Origin of the sequence: Bacillus bingmayongensis (assembly GCF_000299035.1) — a bacterium.
GTDB lineage: Bacteria > Bacillota > Bacilli > Bacillales > Bacillaceae_G > Bacillus_A > Bacillus_A bingmayongensis.
This window is the reverse complement of the sequence record NZ_JH921517.1, coordinates 1295558-1311880: the sequence shown is the minus strand read 5'-3', so window position 1 is coordinate 1311880 and position 16323 is coordinate 1295558. Positions and strand designations below refer to the sequence as shown.

Genomic DNA, 16323 nt, shown 5'->3' with positions numbered 1-16323 from the left:
GTTCTAGTGCAAGAAATCTAGTAAACTTGGACATACTCTAATCTTCTTGCTTTTAAATCTACCATCGCAAAATGAGTTAATACATGCATTGCTTCAGTCCTATAACCATTTCCGCTAAATCTAGAATCAATCCGGTAACCTATCTCAAATTGTAGTTTCTCCCAATCAATATTGTGAAGACTACAAGTACCGATGAATTCTTCTGGCTCTTTAAGAAAAATAAGAAATCTTAAAGATAGAAGTTATAAATAAAACAGGCCGACTCATTAGAGCCGGCTTGTTTTATTTATAACTATTGAATCCATGAACTGTAGTTAGAAAATGCTTCTGTCAACTTAGCAAGCGTTTCATCATCCCATTATTTAGAGCTGGAATCCAAAGAAAGTTATCTTTTACCATTTGTAGATTATATTGATTATATAATTCATAACTTACATTGACACTCATTTAAAATCGATCTACAAACTGCCCAATCTTCTGCTGGAAGACATAATCAAAATTATACTCTTGACCTGTTAACTCTTCATTCACTAAAATAGTCGTCGCCCCTACTTCTCTTTTTGCAATTTGCGGAAACGAAGCAACTGGCTGAACTTTTAATGACGTTCCCATTACAAGTAATACGTCTGTTTCATATAAGCGCTCAATCGCATTTTGATATTGTGGTAATGTATCACCATATAAAACGACATCTGGATTTAGAATAAAATTACACTTTTCACATCGTGGTACTTCATGATCAATCATATACTTTAAATCATATTTCGCTCGGCATTTTGGACAATGAGCGGTTTGCAACGTACCGTGTAAATCAATAACATGTTTGCTACCACCTAATTGATGTAAACCATCGATATTTTGTGTTAATACAGCGATGTCTTTTCCTTCTTCTAAGCCTGCTAAAAACTCATGACCACGGTTCGGTTTATATTGATGAAACGTATTAATTTGAAATATTTCTTTATAATGTTTCCAAAATTCTTTTGGACTACGGTTATAATAACCTCTTGATAAGTACATTTCTACTTTTGCATCTGCGTATAAACCATTTGCTGAACGAAAATCCGGAATCCCGCTTTCAGTACTGGCCCCAGCACCCGTTAACACCGTAATTTTATTTGCTTTTTCTATAATAGAACGAACTTCCTCGTATTGCTGCAAAGCACTCACCTCTATGTATATTTCTTCCTTTATTATAGCAGGTGTAGTAAGATGTCGTATATTTACTTAATGTGTTGCCCCCCCCGCATTCTATTATATCGTTTTCCATCTCTAATGCGACCTGTACTAATAATTCAATTCCCTTTGTAATCGTTGAAAGCGACATACTCGGTTGTCCTGGATGACTACTTGCTTGTTCTGGTAAAAAAGGAATATGTATAAATCCTCCACCAGCTTCATTTTCCTCTTTTGCCAACATGTGCATCAGTCCATAAAAAAGATGATTACAAACAAATGTACCTGCCGTTTGTGAAACAGAAGCTGGAATTCCTTCTTCACGAAGCTTCTTTACAATCGCTTTCATCGGAAGTGTAGACCAATACGCAGCTGGTCCCTCTTTTATAATAGGTTCATCAATTGGTTGATTGCCTTCATTATCAGCAATTCTTGCATCATCTACATTTATTGCAACTCGTTCCACTGTAATATCTGGGCGTCCTCCTGCCTGCCCGATACATACGACAAGCTCTGGTTCTATTTCTTCTATATAAGACTGCAGCACTTGTAATGATTTATGAAACACAGTTGGAACTTTTTTACTAATAATCTTGTAATCTCCAATCACTTGTCCATCAAGCTGCTTTGCAACTTCCCAGGCAGGATTAATCTCCTCTCCACCAAAAGGTTCAAACCCTGTTAACAATACTGTCTTCACCATTCCCACTCCTTACTAAAATCGATATACGAGCCCATACATAATAAACATATTAATAACAAAAATCGTAATCGCGATTGGTGCTTGCGCTTTAATTACCGCATTTTTATCTTTTAATTCTAATAGCATAGCTGGTACAATATTAAAGTTTGCTGCCATTGGCGTTAACAACGTACCACAATACCCTGCAAACATTCCAAGCGCTGCCATAATCGCCGGATTACCACCATGCATTTGAACGATAAGAGGTAAACCAATCCCGCCTGTAATAACAGCAAAAGCAGCAAAGGCATTCCCCATTACAACTGTAAACAACATCATCCCTAAACAATATGCCATAACAGCAACAAATGGATATTCTGTCGGCAACACTTGTCCCACTAAATCAGATACGACTTGGCCAACACCAGACTTTGCAAAAATACCGCCAAGCGCAGCTAACATTTGTGGTAAAATAACTGCCCAGCCGACAGCTTGTAATAATCTGCTTCCCTCTTGTACTGGGGCTGTTATTTTTGCTTTTGTTATTCCCATTGCTGCTACAAAAGCAAGCAATGCCCCAAGAGCTAATGCAATTAATGTAACTTTCTCAGGATCAACGAGAAATACATTTCCGAACTTTAACTTTCCTAATGTTAATGTACCAATAATCGTAAAAATAGGAATTAAAATAGCAGGCATAAAAATTTTATTTCTCAGCTTTTCCGCATGTTTCACTCGTTCTTCTGTAGGTGCTTCTTTTTCATTAGACTTCGTTACCTTATTCAACGATGCTAAAACGACCATCGCTAATACAATACAACCAATATAAAATGACGGAATCATATTTCCAAATAAAAATGTAATAGAAAATAATGCCCAAAACAAACTCGAACCAAGGCGATTTGGATGCTGGCGATCAAAAGCGACACGAATCGCAACAAAGGCAACAATTATACCTAGTAAATAATAAATTGAATCAAGTGTAATGAGATTCACCTTACATCGCCTCTCTTTCTTGCTTCTCTTCTTTTTTCATTGTGTTTTCAATATACTTATCAAATCGCCTAAACCGAATCCAGCTTACAATAAAAGCAGAAATTGCCGTAGGAATTCCCCAAAGCGCCATATCCCACACCCCAACATGCATTCCTACAGAATCAAAAAATCCTTTCATTAATAGAATTGCTCCTGTTGCTATAAAAATATCTTCCCCAAAAAACCATGCCGTATTTTCAGCCGCCGCTGCATTCGCTTTAATCTTTTCTTTCAATTTTTCCGGTAGCTTTCCATAACGCCCATGTGCTGCTCCTTCTGCCATTGGTGCAACTAGCGGTCTTACTGTTTGTGCATGCCCACCAATATTAAGTCCTACAGCTGCTGAAGCTTCGCGAATTGTAAAATATGACATTAGTACTCTTCCTGTTGTAGCTCCTTTAGATTTCGTTATTAACGCTTCCGCTCTTTCCTTCAGTCCATACCTCTCTAATATTCCAATGACAGGAAGTGTTAATAAAATTGGCATCGACATATATCTGTTTTCGATGAAAAACTTTCCAAACATACTAATCACATCATAAAAACCCATTCCTGAAATCATACCCGTTGCAATTCCTGCAACCATAACAACTAATAACGTATTAAGACGAAATAAAAAGCCAATCGCTACAAGCAATATTCCAATTAATTTCAACATCTATGTATCTCTCCCTTATTCTATTTTGGTGCACAAACAGAAACGTTGTTAAATCGCAATATTCTGTATATTTTTTCTGCAAATTGTACAGCTCTCTCTCCATCACCATGTATACAAATTGTTTGTGCATTTATGGATACATGATTTCCATCAACAGCTTGTACATTCCCCTCTTGCACCATTTGCAACACTTGCTTAATTGCTTCCTCTTCGCCTTTAATAAGTGCATTTTCTTCTGTTCGGCTTGTTAACGTTCCATCTGGTTGGTACGTACGATCTGCAAATGCTTCCTGCACAAGCTTCACCTCGTATTTTTTAGCAGCTTGCACAAATCTACTATTCGCTAATCCATAAAGAAATAGATTCGGATTGATATTATGTATCGCTTTTGCAATTGCATCTGCAATTTCTTGATCTAAAGCGGCCATATTGTATAATGCGCCATGTGGTTTGACATGATGCATGCTACCTCCTGCCGCCCTTATAAACCCATCTAATGCCCCTATTTGATATAAAACATAATCATATACTTCCTCTGGTGAAACACGCATCATTCTTCTCCCAAACCCAATTAAATCTGGAAACCCAGGATGCGCACCGATTTCTACATCATTGTTCAATGCTTTTTCAACGGTTTGGCGCATGACAGTTGGGTCACCGGCGTGAAAGCCGCATGCAATATTTACAGATGAAACAAAAGGAAGAATTTTATCATCGTTTCCTATTTGATATGCGCCAAATCCTTCTCCTAAATCACAATTTAAATCAATAGTAGCCATATCCTATTTCTCCTCCTACTTTATGCTTATAAAGCGATGAATTTCTTTAGTAGATTCATATTTTGCTCTTGCTCAATGTAAAGCTCCGTTGCTTCTGTTATAGAAGTCTTTGCAAACGTGACATAATCACCTGGTTTCAATTGCGCAAGAATAGGTAAATCAACTGATATGACATTACCAATTCGCGGATATCCGCCTGTTGTTTGTCTGTCTGCCATTAAGATAATTGGATGACCACCAGACGGTACTTGGATCGTCCCAAACGTAACTGCACTCGATAAAATCTCAGATTGTTCTGTTCTTTTTAGTTCTTCACCTTCAAACCTATAGCCCATACGATCAGCGTAGTTTGATACTTTATATTCTTTTGTAAAAAACGCCTCTAAACTCTCATTCTTAAATTGATCCCATTCAAAATCTGGAATCACGCGAATGATGGGACTGCGACTATATTTAGGTAAAACATGATTACATATGCCCCAACGTGTTGCTATTCTTTCTTCATCCATCAATTTCTTTATCATACAAGTAGCAAATTTTGACGGTGTACTAATTTGAAAAAGATCTCCCTTTTTCAGTGCCCGTCCTTCTATTCCACCTATAGCTGCTCTTACATATGTACTTTTACTTCCCATACTACTTGCAACATCAATTCCACCTGCAAATGTTACATATGTTCTACACCCAAACTGCGCCTTCCCGAAGCAAAGCATACTACCTTCTTTTGCTAACACTGGTCGCCATAGTGGAATTGGCTTCCCGTTTAACAGTGGCTCCATATTCGCACCACCAATTGCCAGCAACGTTGTTTTCTTTATAAGCAATTTCGGTCCCATCATTGTAATTTCTAATCCAGCTTCATTCTCTTCATTTCCAACTAACATATTTATCATTCTTAATGCTGCCTGGTCCATAGCACCGCCAACAGGCACACCATATTGTTGATAGTGATACCTTCCTAAATCTTGAACCGTTGTAAACATCCCAGCATATAAAACCTCAACATTCATTTTCTAACTCCCTCCATAACCAGGTACTTTTCCTCTGTTATTGGGATAAAACGTAAATACATTCCACTCTGGACATATGTAGGCTTTTCTTCATTTGGTTGAAACAACGCAATTGGTGTTCGGCCAATAATATTCCAGCCACCTGGTGTTTCTAATGGATATATTCCTGTTTGACTGCCACCAATCCCCACTGACCCAGCTTTTATTTGTAAACGTGGTGTTTGCTTTCTAGGCGTTTCTAGTTCTTTTGGCATACCACCCAAATAAGGAAAACCTGGTGTAAACCCTAACATATAAACAAAATAAGTCGCTTCACTATGAAGACGAATCACATCCTCTATACAAAGGCTATGATAAGCCGCAACTTCTTCTAAATCAGGCCCATATTCCCCCCCATAACAAACAGGAATTGAAATACAATCATATTGTTTTTGTATTTTATTTTGATTATGACTAAACAATTGCTTCGTGTATTCACATACAAAATTATAGGGTACTACCTTTCTTTCATTTTTCTTCCATAACTTATATACGTCATAGTAAACCGTTAAAGAAGTAAAAGAAGGTACACACTCAAGCATCCCATCAAACGGATTTTTCTGTAATAGTCCGCGTAAATTTTGCACATTTTCATATATACCCAAATCAATTTTTTCTCCAAACGTAACAACAACTGCTTGATCCCCTAATGCTGAAAATTTCATCATATCTCTTCCTTTTCACCTATCCAGCCTAGTTCTTTCGAAATTTGATACGCTGTCTCTTTTACTTTTGTAATAAAGGTTGGAATTGTCGATTCATTATACTCTACTTCTAATCCTGAAATACTAATACCAGCTATTACAGTGCCATCGCTTGCGAAAATGGGTGCTGCAATTGCAGCTGTATGATTTTCAAGTTCCGAATAGCTTATCGTATATCCTTCTCTCTTCGCCTTACGTAATCGGCTTTGCAACTCTTCTTTATCCACTATCGTTCCATCTGCAAATCGCTTTAATTGTACTTTCTCTATATACTGCATTTGATCGTCTTCTGAAAAATACGAAAGTAAAATACGCGGACATGCTCCTGCATATAAAGGTGCTCTCCTTCCAATCTCTGTATATACTCTTACCGGTTGATCGCCATCCATTTTTTCAATATAAATTGCCTCATTACCATCTTGAATAATTAAATTGACAGCTTGACCAAGAGAATCCCTGAGCTCTTTCATATATGGCTTTGCAATATTTCGTACTGACAATCGCTTCGACACGAGTTGACCAAACCTTAAAAATACTAATCCCAGCCTATATGTTCCCTTTGTTGTCTTTTGTAAAAAATCCATTTCTTCAAGCGAACCAATCAAACGATATACAGATGTTTTAGGCATTCCCGTATGCTGAACCATTTCTGTCAATGTTAGCTCTTCATGTTCATAAAATAATTCTAAAATATCCATCGTCTTTACTGCCGTTTTATTTAAACTCATCTTAACTCCCCTAAGTTCCGAAATTTGGAACAAGAATTCCGTTTTTCGAAACAAACATATAATTTAAAATTATAAAATATTCTTTCTTTTTAAACAATAGTTTTCTCAAATAATAATAGCATTGAAATAATCATTAAGTAGTTCAGTTATTGTGAAGAAAATCTTAATTAGATAACGTAGCATTCATAAATAAAATCACAAAGTAAACAGCACGTAAAAAACTCAGAGTTTTAGCTCTGAGTTTTTTTATAATGGCCTTATTTCATTACTACTTAAATTAACATTCAATGCTTTTTATGCGTATACGAATTTTTTTTCTTTAATGCAGCGCTCTTACTTGTTGCAACGGCCAAAATACCGCCTCACCTTTTCCAACAATTTGATCTTCAGAAACAAAACCAAACATACGGCTATCTTTTGAAACTTGACGATTATCTCCTAACACAAACACTTGGCTTTCTGGCACTTTTGTTTTCCCCGTTTTTTGTTCTAATGTAAAATCAGGAGTTAATTTCCCTTTAGATACCTCGGTCTTGTAATCGGCTAAATATGGTTCATCAACTGCTTTTCCATTCACGTACAAGACGTCATTTTTATACTCAATCGTATCTCCTGGTAAGCCAATTACTCGCTTCACTAAATCATATCCTTCTTTCCCATGAAAAACGATAATATCAAACCGATCCAAACCTTGTATATTAAAACCAATTTTATTTACAAGCACACGCTCATTATTTTCTAAAGTAGGCATCATAGATTCACCTTGTACTAATGAAGGAGTGAATAAAACACCTCGTACAACAATAGCGATTCCTAGTGTAATTCCGATTGTTTTAATCCATGAAACGATTTCTTTTTTCCTGCTGTCTTTCATCTATTTCCCTCTCCTTCTGTCATAAAAATTACTTTATTAAGTTTACTAACTCTTGTACAGATTTTTGATCAATTTCAGCAAAACAAGATTTACCTTCTCGAACTGCAGTACCAACATGTGCTTCTGAAATTCCTGTTTCATTCAATAGTCGCTTTATATTTTCTTTTGTCACGCCACTTCCTGCAATGAGCTGGATATCGCCTTGACTTACTCTTTGCATTTCATAAAGTACAGGAATATTCTCTTCTATCTTCCCTTGACCACCAGAGGTTAAAATATGGGTTACCTTTTCAAAATTACGTAATGTTTGAACTGCCTCGATTAAATCAGGGGCTTCATCAATTGCACGATGAAACGTTACATTAATCCCATTTACAACAGATAATAAATCTGTTAATTTTTCTTCATCAATTTGATTTCGTTCATTTAACACACCTAAAACAACACCTGCTGCACCAAGTTCTTGCGCAATTTGTATGTCCTCTTTCATCATTTCGATTTCTTCTGCTGTATATATAAATGACTTAGCATGGGGACGAATCATAACATGGATCGGTATACTTACTGCTTTCACCGCTTTTTTTATAAACGCATAACTTGGCGTTAACCCACCTTCTGTATATGCTGAAATTAGCTCAATTCGATTTCCACCAGATTTTTCAATTTGCTTCACATCTTCTAAACAAGTTGCAATGACTTCTAGCATGAAACTACCTCTTTTCGTACTTTTTCCACATTATTATACCGCAGCATAAATAAGAAACCTAGGTTTCTCATATAAAACATAAAAAAAAGAATTGAAAAGAAAGATTTCAAAAATCCCTAACAGATTTATTATTTTTTCAAAACTGTTACGGTTATCACATGAAGTCTGTCAATTCTATAAAACAGTTAATCTTCCTAGAGAATACCGGAGAATTTCCACGCACCACTTAAACCATCCAATATTTCATAGATTTCTCCAAATATTATCGCACGAATAAAACTTATGTTGAGAAAACCAAAAATTCTTTTCATTTATTTCCATAATCCTTATATTTCTGTTATTCTTTTAATATAATTCTAAATTTTGTCATAAATTACACAAGGGGGCTCATTATACGATGAATATGAAAGCTACAACATTGACGTTAGCAACTGTCGCAGTCACTTCTCTTCTCCCATCAATTACTGAAGCGGATATGCAAACAGCTGCTGTACAGCCAAAAAACAACGTAAAAATCGGATATGTAAAACTTGATAAAGTCCAACTATATCAAGAAAATACAACAAATGGTGATTCCCTTGGCAGTATTTCATACAATACACCTGTTACCATTCTCGAAACTACACGTGACTGGTATAAAGTAAACGCTCAAAACAAAATTGGTTACATACAAAAATCTAATTTGTCGTTGACAAAATTAGATCAACAGCGTAATCGATATATCGTAAATACAAACGCTTTAAACCTTCGTTCAGAACCAAGTATACAATCATCAATCCTTGACGTATTACCAAACGGGACATTTATCTCTGTACAAGAAACGCATAATGACTGGTACCTCATCTCTCACAACGGAAAAATAGGATATGTAAAAAAAGAATTTGTATCACATAACTCACAACCATTCGTTAAAGGAATCACTATACAAAATAATTCTTATTATGTTGCAACTCCTAAACTAAGGGTAAGAAGTGGTGCAGGAACAAATACTGCTGTTATTGGTTCCTTGCAAAATGGGACACAAATACAAGTAGTAGGCACAGTAGGTACATGGTATAAAATTCGTTTTGGCTCTGGATATGGTTATGTTGCACAGCATTATGTATTACAAAATAAACAGCAAGAAAAATCTTCATCCCCTTCTATCCCTGCTGTTTTTAAATTTCCAACACAAGGACAAGTTAGCTCAAACTTCGAAGTCAGATGGGGGCAAATGCATTATGGTGTCGATTTTACGGCAACTGGAGATAAGCCTATTCGCGCTGCAGCTGCTGGAAAAGTTATCAAATCCTACTATTCTAGTAGCTACGGAAACGTCGTATTCGTCACTCATTACATAAAAGGAAAATTATATACAACTGTTTATGCACATATGAAAAACCGATCTGTACAAGCTGGAGATCGCGTTCAAACTGGACAAGTGGTGGGGCAGATGGGGAATACTGGACATTCAACTGGGCAACATCTTCATTTCGAATTACATAATGGGGAATGGAATTTTGAAAAAACAAATGCCGTTGATCCACTACCTTACTTAGTAAGGTAACATATTATGTTGCGTAATCTTCCATTACTCATTGAATATCTAGCCTTTTTCGGCCTAATCTGTTGTTTCATCATTTATGATACAAATGTAATTTTTTTAAGTATGCTCATTCTATTTGTATGCTGTGAAATATTGCGAGAAATATTTCAAATACGATTAAGAAAACACATTTCTCATCTATATACATCACTCATTATTATTGTATGTCTAATCATTAATTTAAAGTATGATGGTCTATTTATATCGAGTATGTTTCCTGTATTTTTTATAAGCGTTCTCCTTATCGTATCCCAATATATCTACACGCCTGAACATCACAAAAAAGAAGACGAAGAGGCAAAGATCATATAGTCTTTTCTGACATATATGCTCATGCAAAAGTAACATCTAGTTTCTATTGTAGAGTAAAATTTAAAGATAACTCTAGAATGAAATGTTATATGTACTAGAAAACCACTTTTGAAATAATGATTCAAAAGTGGTTTTCTCTGCACAAGCATTTCGTTTTTATAACTCCATACGGTTTAAAATATCTTTTAATGCTTTTAATTCTTCAATCGTCAATGTGACACCTTTCCCCATTTTATCATGCTCAGGCGCCCAATCACGCAGATCATATTTTGGCTCTTTTCCGTTCCAACTCATTAAATTGAGCTCTTTATTCCAGCCTTTAGGTGACTGTGATAACGCTCCAAATGTTTCTTTAATATCAAATTTAATTTCCGCCACTGTTATTCCCCCTTTAAAATATATATTCCCTATTTAGATTTCCTACATTCTCTCATATCTATATCGATAGAGCTAATTTTCCACACATCTACCTCCGATTTATTATGAACTCCACCGATTGTTTGAACTTAGTAGAATACCTTTAGCAATTCATCTTTCACTATAAAAGGGCTTGGGTATATACCGAAGCCCTTTTTCATACTTACCTTTTATCAATTTTTGCAGCAATCCTATTCCCAATAAATTGAACAGATTGAACGAGGACAACAAGCATAAGTACTGTAACAACCATAACATCTGTTTGGAAGCGATAATAACCAAAACGGATTGCTAAGTCACCGACACCACCGCCACCAACAACACCTGCCATAGCTGAGTATGAAATAAAGCTTACCGTTAAAACAGTTAGGCTTAATACAAGACCTGAACGCGCTTCAACAAGTAGTACCTTCCACACGATTTGCAGCGGGGTTGCTCCCATTGCTTCAGCAGCTTCAATTACTCCTTTTGGAACCTCACGCAGTGCTTGCTCTACGAGTCTCGCAAAATAAGGAATGGCTGCTACTGATAAAGGAATCGTTGCAGCAATTGGACCAATTGTAGTTCCTAATAAAGTTCTTGTAAGTGGTACAAGAGCCACTAGCAAAATAATAAATGGAAATGAGCGAATAATATTTACAATGCCGTTTAAAATACGATGAACAATATTTTGTTCCAAAATTTGTCCTTTACTTGTAAAATATAAAATTACACCTAAAGGAACACCTAAAATAATTGCTGCTCCAACTGAGAGTCCAACCATTAATAATGTTTGTAAAAGTGATGTCCAAATCTCTGGAAGCAGCGGAATAACATTATTGAACATGTGCCATGCCCCTCTCTTCCTCTATACCTAATAGAAGCTTTGCAATTTCTGATGTTGGTTTTAAGTGTTGATCACGTAAGTGGAATGATTCAACAACTTCTCCTTCTTCCATCACTGCTACTTTATTACAAATTTGTTTAATTACATTCATTTCATGAGTTACAATTACGATTGTAACTCCTAACTCTTTATTTATCTTTTGTAAAAATTGCAAAATAGATAGTGTCGTTTTCGGATCGAGTGCCGATGTCGGTTCATCACAAAGTAATACTTTTGGAGCATTTGCTAATGCACGAGCAATCGCAACACGCTGTTTTTGTCCACCGCTTAGTTGAGAAGGAAAATGATGCGCTTTATCACTTAAACCAACAATCTCCAAGCACTCTCTTACACGTTTTTCTCTCTCTTCTTTTGAAACTGATTTCAATTCTAATGGTAAAGCAATATTATCCGATACATTTTTATTATGAAGAAGATGAAAATACTGAAAAATCATACCGATTGACTGTCTTGCTGTTCGTAAATCTTTCTTGGATAACTTTGTTAAATTTTCCCCATTTACAATCACCGAACCAGAATCTGGTTTTTCCAGTAAATTCATTGTACGTAATAACGTCGACTTTCCGGCACCACTTAAACCAGCAATTCCATATATATCATGTTCTTCAATTTGCAAAGAGACTGATTTTACACCGTGAAATACACCTTCTTTCGTCTGAAAGGTTTTATTTATATCGCGTAACGTTATCATTTCGTTCACTCCTTTTCATTTGATTTAAAGGCATCGTCTGCTAGTAATGAGAGTGTTACATCATCCATTGGTGGATTGTGTAAACCAGCACGAACATTTAAATAATAGCGATGTAATGGATTTTTCTCAGATAAGCTTTTTGCCCCAACAATTCGCATCGCTTTATCAACAACCGATATCGCCGCATTCGTCGCAATATATTTCGCTGCTGCTAATTCCGCTTGTAAGGTTTGTTTATCTTCTACGGCATCATATTTTTTAGCAACTTGGTATAAAAAAGTACGAGCTTGCAAGAGTTCTAGCTCTAATTCTCCAACTAATCTTCGAACATTAGGGAGTAAGCTAATAGGATGATTGAGACTATTCGGTTGATATGATTTTGCGAAATCAATGGCATAATTTCTTGCAGCCTGTGCAATCCCTAAATAGCATGCTGGTATATGAAGTAACCATCCAATTCCTTTTGGTTTCGACTTTGAACCTTTTATATCTGTAAAGAATTTATTCGGGATTTCAACATTCTGTAATACAAGATCATGGCTAGCAGTTCCACGCATCGCAACACTATCCCATGTCTCCTCAATAATCACACCCTTTTCATGTCTTGGAATAATAAATTCACCGATCTCATCTCGCCCTTCGATGCTCGCAGATATGATGAAATAATCGAGCACTGGTGCCATCGTTGTAAAAGTCTTTCTTCCGTTCACAATCCATTTATTACCTTTTTGTACAACTAACGTTTCTGGTTTTCCGCCCCGCGTTGGACTCCCTGTTTTTGGTTCTGTTGCCGCTCGGTTAAAGAGAGCACCTTTTTTTACTTCTTCGCAAAACCAAGAAAACATATCAGGTTTCCACGACCGATTTTCAGCAAGCTCTTTCACAATTCCAAGATGCCAACCAATTGATAGAGCCGTTGCTCCATCACCCTCTGCGATTTTCTCTTGAAATAAAACAAAATCATATAATGAAATAGCCTTTCCCCCAAAGTCTTTCGGGAGGGTTAACTTTGTATAACCAATATTCTGTAAATCTTTAATATTTTCAAAAGGAAAAGATCCCAGTTCACTCAGTTGATGTTCTCTTTCCGCAAACTTAGGAATTAATTCTTTTATTTTCTCTAATATGAGAAGCTGTTCTTCTGTTTCTACAAACGTGAGTGTCATATGAAAATCTCCTTTACTTTAAGTAGTCTGGTAAAACAAAACCTTCAAATTGTTCTTCAGATTGAATCATCTTTTTAAATTCTGGTGAATGATATGCCTCAATTAAATCTTTAGCAAATGTTTTTTCCTTATCTTCATCACGAACAGTAACAATAATTCTATGTTGTGATGGCGTTTTTTCTAATTCCAGTGCTTCTTTTAACTTATGTCCAGATGAAATGACAAGGTTTCCGTTAATAATACCGTAATCTAAATCTTTCATTGCCCTTGGGATTTGTGGTGATTCAAGCGGTACCAATTTAAAATCTTTCTTTTTAAACGTTATATCTTTTTCGGAAATTGTTAAAATATTTACATTTTCTTTTAATTTCACCCAGCCAATACCTTCTAAAATACGTAATGCACGTTCTAAATTAACCGGATCATTTGGTACCCCGATTTTCATTCCATCTTTCAAATCATCTAATGATTTATGTTTTTCAGAGTATACACCTTGAGGTGCTGATGGAACTTGAATAATGCTTGAAATTTTCGCATGATTTTCTTTTGCGTAAGATTCCATAAAAGCAGTACTTTGAAATATATTTGCATCAATATCCTTATTCGTTAATGCTGGATTTGTTTCGTTTGGTGAATTAAACTCTACAATTTTAATTTTATACCCCTTTTTCTCTAAATACGGTTGTACGGATTTTTTCACTTGATCACTATATGGACCAGGCGTAAAACCTAAACGAATTTCTTTTTGATTGCCCGCTGATGACTGCGTACAACCAGTAATAACAAATAAACTACATACAATACTTACAAGTGTAAAAAATAAACGCTTCATCTTCTCTCCTCCTACTAAAAAACAACCTTACATATAAGAAGGTTGTCATCTCTTTTCCTTCTTATCTACTCGGAATTAGCACCTTTTTATTCTCTTTCAGGTTGCTGAAGTTTCATTGGGCCGTTCCCTCCACTTCTCTCGATAAGATTATATTTGATTATGCCCTTTATTGTGTCACTATTCCGATGAAAATACAAGGTTTTAACCGAAAAAATTTTCTATAATTTGTTAAGTTATAGAAATTTCAAACCGCACTTACATAAAAAAGGATAGACTTAGCAGAACTACTCTGCCTTTATCTATCCTTTTCTTGCTTTTTAATCACCTTTTAAAATACGTAAAGGTAACGATGCAACATACCCAATATAAGAACATAATTCTTTAAAAAAGAACGGAATTTCTGTATCTAATGTTTTATATGCCGATGTTGGAGTTGGTGATGCATACGCATCCATCCCAATATGCTTCGCTATTCTCATCGCTCGCTTCATATGAAGAGGATCACTTACAATCGTATATGTATGTAAGCCATTGTCAATTCCGACCTGCTTAGCATTCTTTAAATTATCTTCTGTAAAACGTGACTGTGTTTCAATTAATATGTCTTCATCCTTTACGTTATGCTTTAATGCATACGCTTTCGCAGTACGTGCTTCTTCCTGCTCCGCTTCAAATTTGGTACCACCTGTAAAAATAATCTTTTTAATACTTCCATTCTTGTACAAGGAAATCGCATGATTGATTCTTTCGCGAAATACAGGAGACGGTTTTCCGTTCCAAGAAGCCGCTCCTAGTACAACAGCAGCATCTGTAGGTACCTCATCTGTTTTAAAGCGATAACTCCAAATATCGTAAGCTACATAACTTACAAATAGAATCATAGAACTAATCATAAGCAAGAACACTTGCAAGATTCTTCTTTTTTTACTTTTCTTATTTTGTTTCATTTGTACTAGCCTCCGTGCATCATCCATACTTCTATTAATTTAAAATGATCCTTTTTTGAATCATTACATTTGAGTTTATTTGAAAGAAGGCACTTTTCTCAACAATCGATTCGTGCTATAAAGGGTTTTCATTCAAATAGAGGATTTTTAATTTACTATTATGTGTGGTTCATACTTTATGAATTTGATTTATGTACAAATTTCTCATACAACTCCATTGTAACGAATTTCTTCACAGAAGGGAATGATGAAACAAAAGTATATAAAAGAAGTAATCATTTTGTAAGAAAAAGAGGTATATTTTCCCCTCTTAGGGGCGTATACCTCTTCCACTTCACTTTACAATCCAATATTTCATATGTTGTTCCTCAAGTACACATGTAAAGGGAATCATCTTTAGTCTCTTTGTTTCAATGCTTGCCATATAACCCTCCTATTTATACAAATGCATTTTTTGCAGTAGTTGTTCTTTTACGACTGGCCACTCGCTTGCAATGATGCTATATACTACTGCATCCCTTACATAGCCACTCGGTAACCTTCTTTCATTTCGTAATACCCCTTCTTTTACTGCGCCTAGCCTTTCAATTGCTCGCTGTGCTTTTTCATTTCGTAAATCTGTCTTTATTTGTACGCGAAGCATCTGTAATTCTTCGAAAGCATATTGCAATAACATGCGCTTACATTCCGTATTAATACTTGTTCGTTGTACACTCGGATGATACCATGTTTGACCGAGTTCAACCGTTTTGTTGTCATTTGAAATACTATACAAACGTGTACTGCCTACAATTTCATTCGTCTTTTGATCTATCACAACAAACGGTAAATCCGTCCCCTTTTTCTATCTTTTTACTGCAGTTTCAACATATCGCTCCATATCTTGATAGCTATCCATTTTAGCTATTAAATACGTCCATATTTCTTTATTTCCTTCTATAATTGAAAATAATTTATCTGTGTCATTTGTATCCATTAATCGTAACACTGCTCGTTCATTTATTATTTTCATGAACAAATCCCCTTTTCTATGTGTCTAGCTATATAATATCTAGAAACGAAAGTATTTTCAAAATATAAAGACTTCGTTTCCTTT

The 16323-nt window shown here is 35.6% G+C and carries 18 protein-coding genes, 2 pseudogenes and 1 riboswitch; of the genes and pseudogenes, 2 read left to right on the top strand and 18 right to left on the bottom strand.

Going from position 1 to position 16323, the window contains the following annotated elements; all coding sequences use genetic code 11:
* Window positions 1-17: 17 nt before the first annotated feature.
* From Y7E_RS31740 to Y7E_RS0113725, 11 genes and pseudogenes are all read right to left on the bottom strand, one after another.
* Window positions 18-221: a GNAT family N-acetyltransferase gene (locus tag Y7E_RS31740; protein ID WP_081584636.1), complete on the bottom strand. Its 204-nt coding sequence runs from the start codon at window positions 219-221 to the stop codon at window positions 18-20.
* Between the two features lie 226 nt (window positions 222-447).
* Entirely contained in the window at window positions 448-1161 is a 714-nt protein-coding gene (locus Y7E_RS0113770) for an NAD-dependent protein deacylase (RefSeq protein ID WP_017151843.1), read from the bottom strand.
* Window positions 1162-1240: 79 nt separating this feature from the next.
* A pseudogene (gene pcp, locus Y7E_RS29825) lies at window positions 1241-1876 on the bottom strand (pyroglutamyl-peptidase I); the annotation flags it as partial.
* A 15-nt stretch (window positions 1877-1891) separates the two neighbouring features.
* On the bottom strand, window positions 1892-2854 hold the full coding sequence (locus Y7E_RS0113760; RefSeq protein WP_017151841.1) for a DUF979 domain-containing protein: 963 nt from the start codon (window positions 2852-2854) through the stop codon (window positions 1892-1894).
* A 1-nt stretch (window position 2855) separates the two neighbouring features.
* Entirely contained in the window at window positions 2856-3551 is a 696-nt protein-coding gene (locus Y7E_RS0113755; protein ID WP_017151840.1) for a DUF969 domain-containing protein, read from the bottom strand.
* A 20-nt stretch (window positions 3552-3571) separates the two neighbouring features.
* Window positions 3572-4330 (bottom strand): 5-oxoprolinase subunit PxpA, encoded by a 759-nt coding sequence (pxpA, locus tag Y7E_RS0113750; protein ID WP_017151839.1) that lies wholly within the window; start codon window positions 4328-4330, stop codon window positions 3572-3574.
* Between the two features lie 26 nt (window positions 4331-4356).
* On the bottom strand, window positions 4357-5340 hold the full coding sequence (locus Y7E_RS0113745) for a 5-oxoprolinase subunit C family protein (protein WP_017151838.1): 984 nt from the start codon (window positions 5338-5340) through the stop codon (window positions 4357-4359).
* Complete coding sequence (gene pxpB, locus Y7E_RS0113740) at window positions 5337-6044, bottom strand: 5-oxoprolinase subunit PxpB (protein ID WP_017151837.1); 708 nt, start codon at window positions 6042-6044, stop codon at window positions 5337-5339. Before pxpB ends, Y7E_RS0113745 begins: the two co-directional genes overlap by 4 nt.
* Window positions 6044-6811 (bottom strand): IclR family transcriptional regulator, encoded by a 768-nt coding sequence (locus Y7E_RS0113735; protein ID WP_017151836.1) that lies wholly within the window; start codon window positions 6809-6811, stop codon window positions 6044-6046. Before Y7E_RS0113735 ends, pxpB begins: the two co-directional genes overlap by 1 nt.
* Window positions 6812-7130: 319 nt before the next feature.
* Window positions 7131-7685: a signal peptidase I gene (gene lepB / locus Y7E_RS0113730; protein WP_017151835.1), complete on the bottom strand. Its 555-nt coding sequence runs from the start codon at window positions 7683-7685 to the stop codon at window positions 7131-7133.
* Between the two features lie 28 nt (window positions 7686-7713).
* On the bottom strand, window positions 7714-8391 hold the full coding sequence (locus Y7E_RS0113725; RefSeq protein WP_017151834.1) for a copper homeostasis protein CutC: 678 nt from the start codon (window positions 8389-8391) through the stop codon (window positions 7714-7716).
* Window positions 8392-8788: 397 nt separating this feature from the next.
* Here Y7E_RS0113725 and Y7E_RS0113720 point away from each other — a divergent pair, with 397 nt between their 5' ends.
* Both Y7E_RS0113720 and Y7E_RS34395 read left to right on the top strand, forming a co-directional pair.
* Complete coding sequence (locus tag Y7E_RS0113720; RefSeq protein ID WP_017151833.1) at window positions 8789-9937, top strand: SH3 domain-containing protein; 1149 nt, start codon at window positions 8789-8791, stop codon at window positions 9935-9937.
* A gap of 6 nt (window positions 9938-9943) precedes the next feature.
* Window positions 9944-10288 (top strand): hypothetical protein, encoded by a 345-nt coding sequence (locus Y7E_RS34395; protein ID WP_081584607.1) that lies wholly within the window; start codon window positions 9944-9946, stop codon window positions 10286-10288.
* Window positions 10289-10444: 156 nt separating this feature from the next.
* Here the strand turns inward: Y7E_RS34395 and Y7E_RS0113715 are convergent, their stop codons facing one another.
* The 7 genes and pseudogenes from Y7E_RS0113715 to Y7E_RS29815 all read right to left on the bottom strand — a co-directional run bounded on the left by Y7E_RS0113715 (window position 10445) and on the right by Y7E_RS29815 (window position 16239).
* On the bottom strand, window positions 10445-10666 hold the full coding sequence (locus tag Y7E_RS0113715) for a YdbC family protein (RefSeq protein WP_017151832.1): 222 nt from the start codon (window positions 10664-10666) through the stop codon (window positions 10445-10447).
* A 202-nt stretch (window positions 10667-10868) separates the two neighbouring features.
* Window positions 10869-11531, bottom strand: coding sequence for a methionine ABC transporter permease (locus tag Y7E_RS0113710; protein ID WP_017151831.1), 663 nt, complete (start codon window positions 11529-11531; stop codon window positions 10869-10871).
* Entirely contained in the window at window positions 11521-12282 is a 762-nt protein-coding gene (locus Y7E_RS29820) for a methionine ABC transporter ATP-binding protein (protein WP_017151830.1), read from the bottom strand. The genes Y7E_RS0113710 and Y7E_RS29820 overlap by 11 nt, the downstream gene beginning before the upstream one ends.
* Before the next feature lie 5 nt (window positions 12283-12287).
* Window positions 12288-13448, bottom strand: a complete 1161-nt coding sequence (locus tag Y7E_RS0113700; RefSeq protein WP_017151829.1) for an acyl-CoA dehydrogenase family protein — start codon at window positions 13446-13448, stop codon at window positions 12288-12290.
* 13 nt (window positions 13449-13461) lie between these two features.
* Window positions 13462-14280, bottom strand: a complete 819-nt coding sequence (locus Y7E_RS0113695) for a MetQ/NlpA family ABC transporter substrate-binding protein (protein ID WP_017151828.1) — start codon at window positions 14278-14280, stop codon at window positions 13462-13464.
* Window positions 14281-14338: 58 nt separating this feature from the next.
* A riboswitch (SAM riboswitch) is annotated at window positions 14339-14428 on the bottom strand.
* A 169-nt stretch (window positions 14429-14597) separates the two neighbouring features.
* Window positions 14598-15227: a YdcF family protein gene (locus Y7E_RS0113690; protein ID WP_017151827.1), complete on the bottom strand. Its 630-nt coding sequence runs from the start codon at window positions 15225-15227 to the stop codon at window positions 14598-14600.
* A 433-nt stretch (window positions 15228-15660) separates the two neighbouring features.
* Window positions 15661-16239: pseudogene (locus Y7E_RS29815) on the bottom strand (GNAT family N-acetyltransferase).
* Window positions 16240-16323 lie beyond the last annotated feature (84 nt).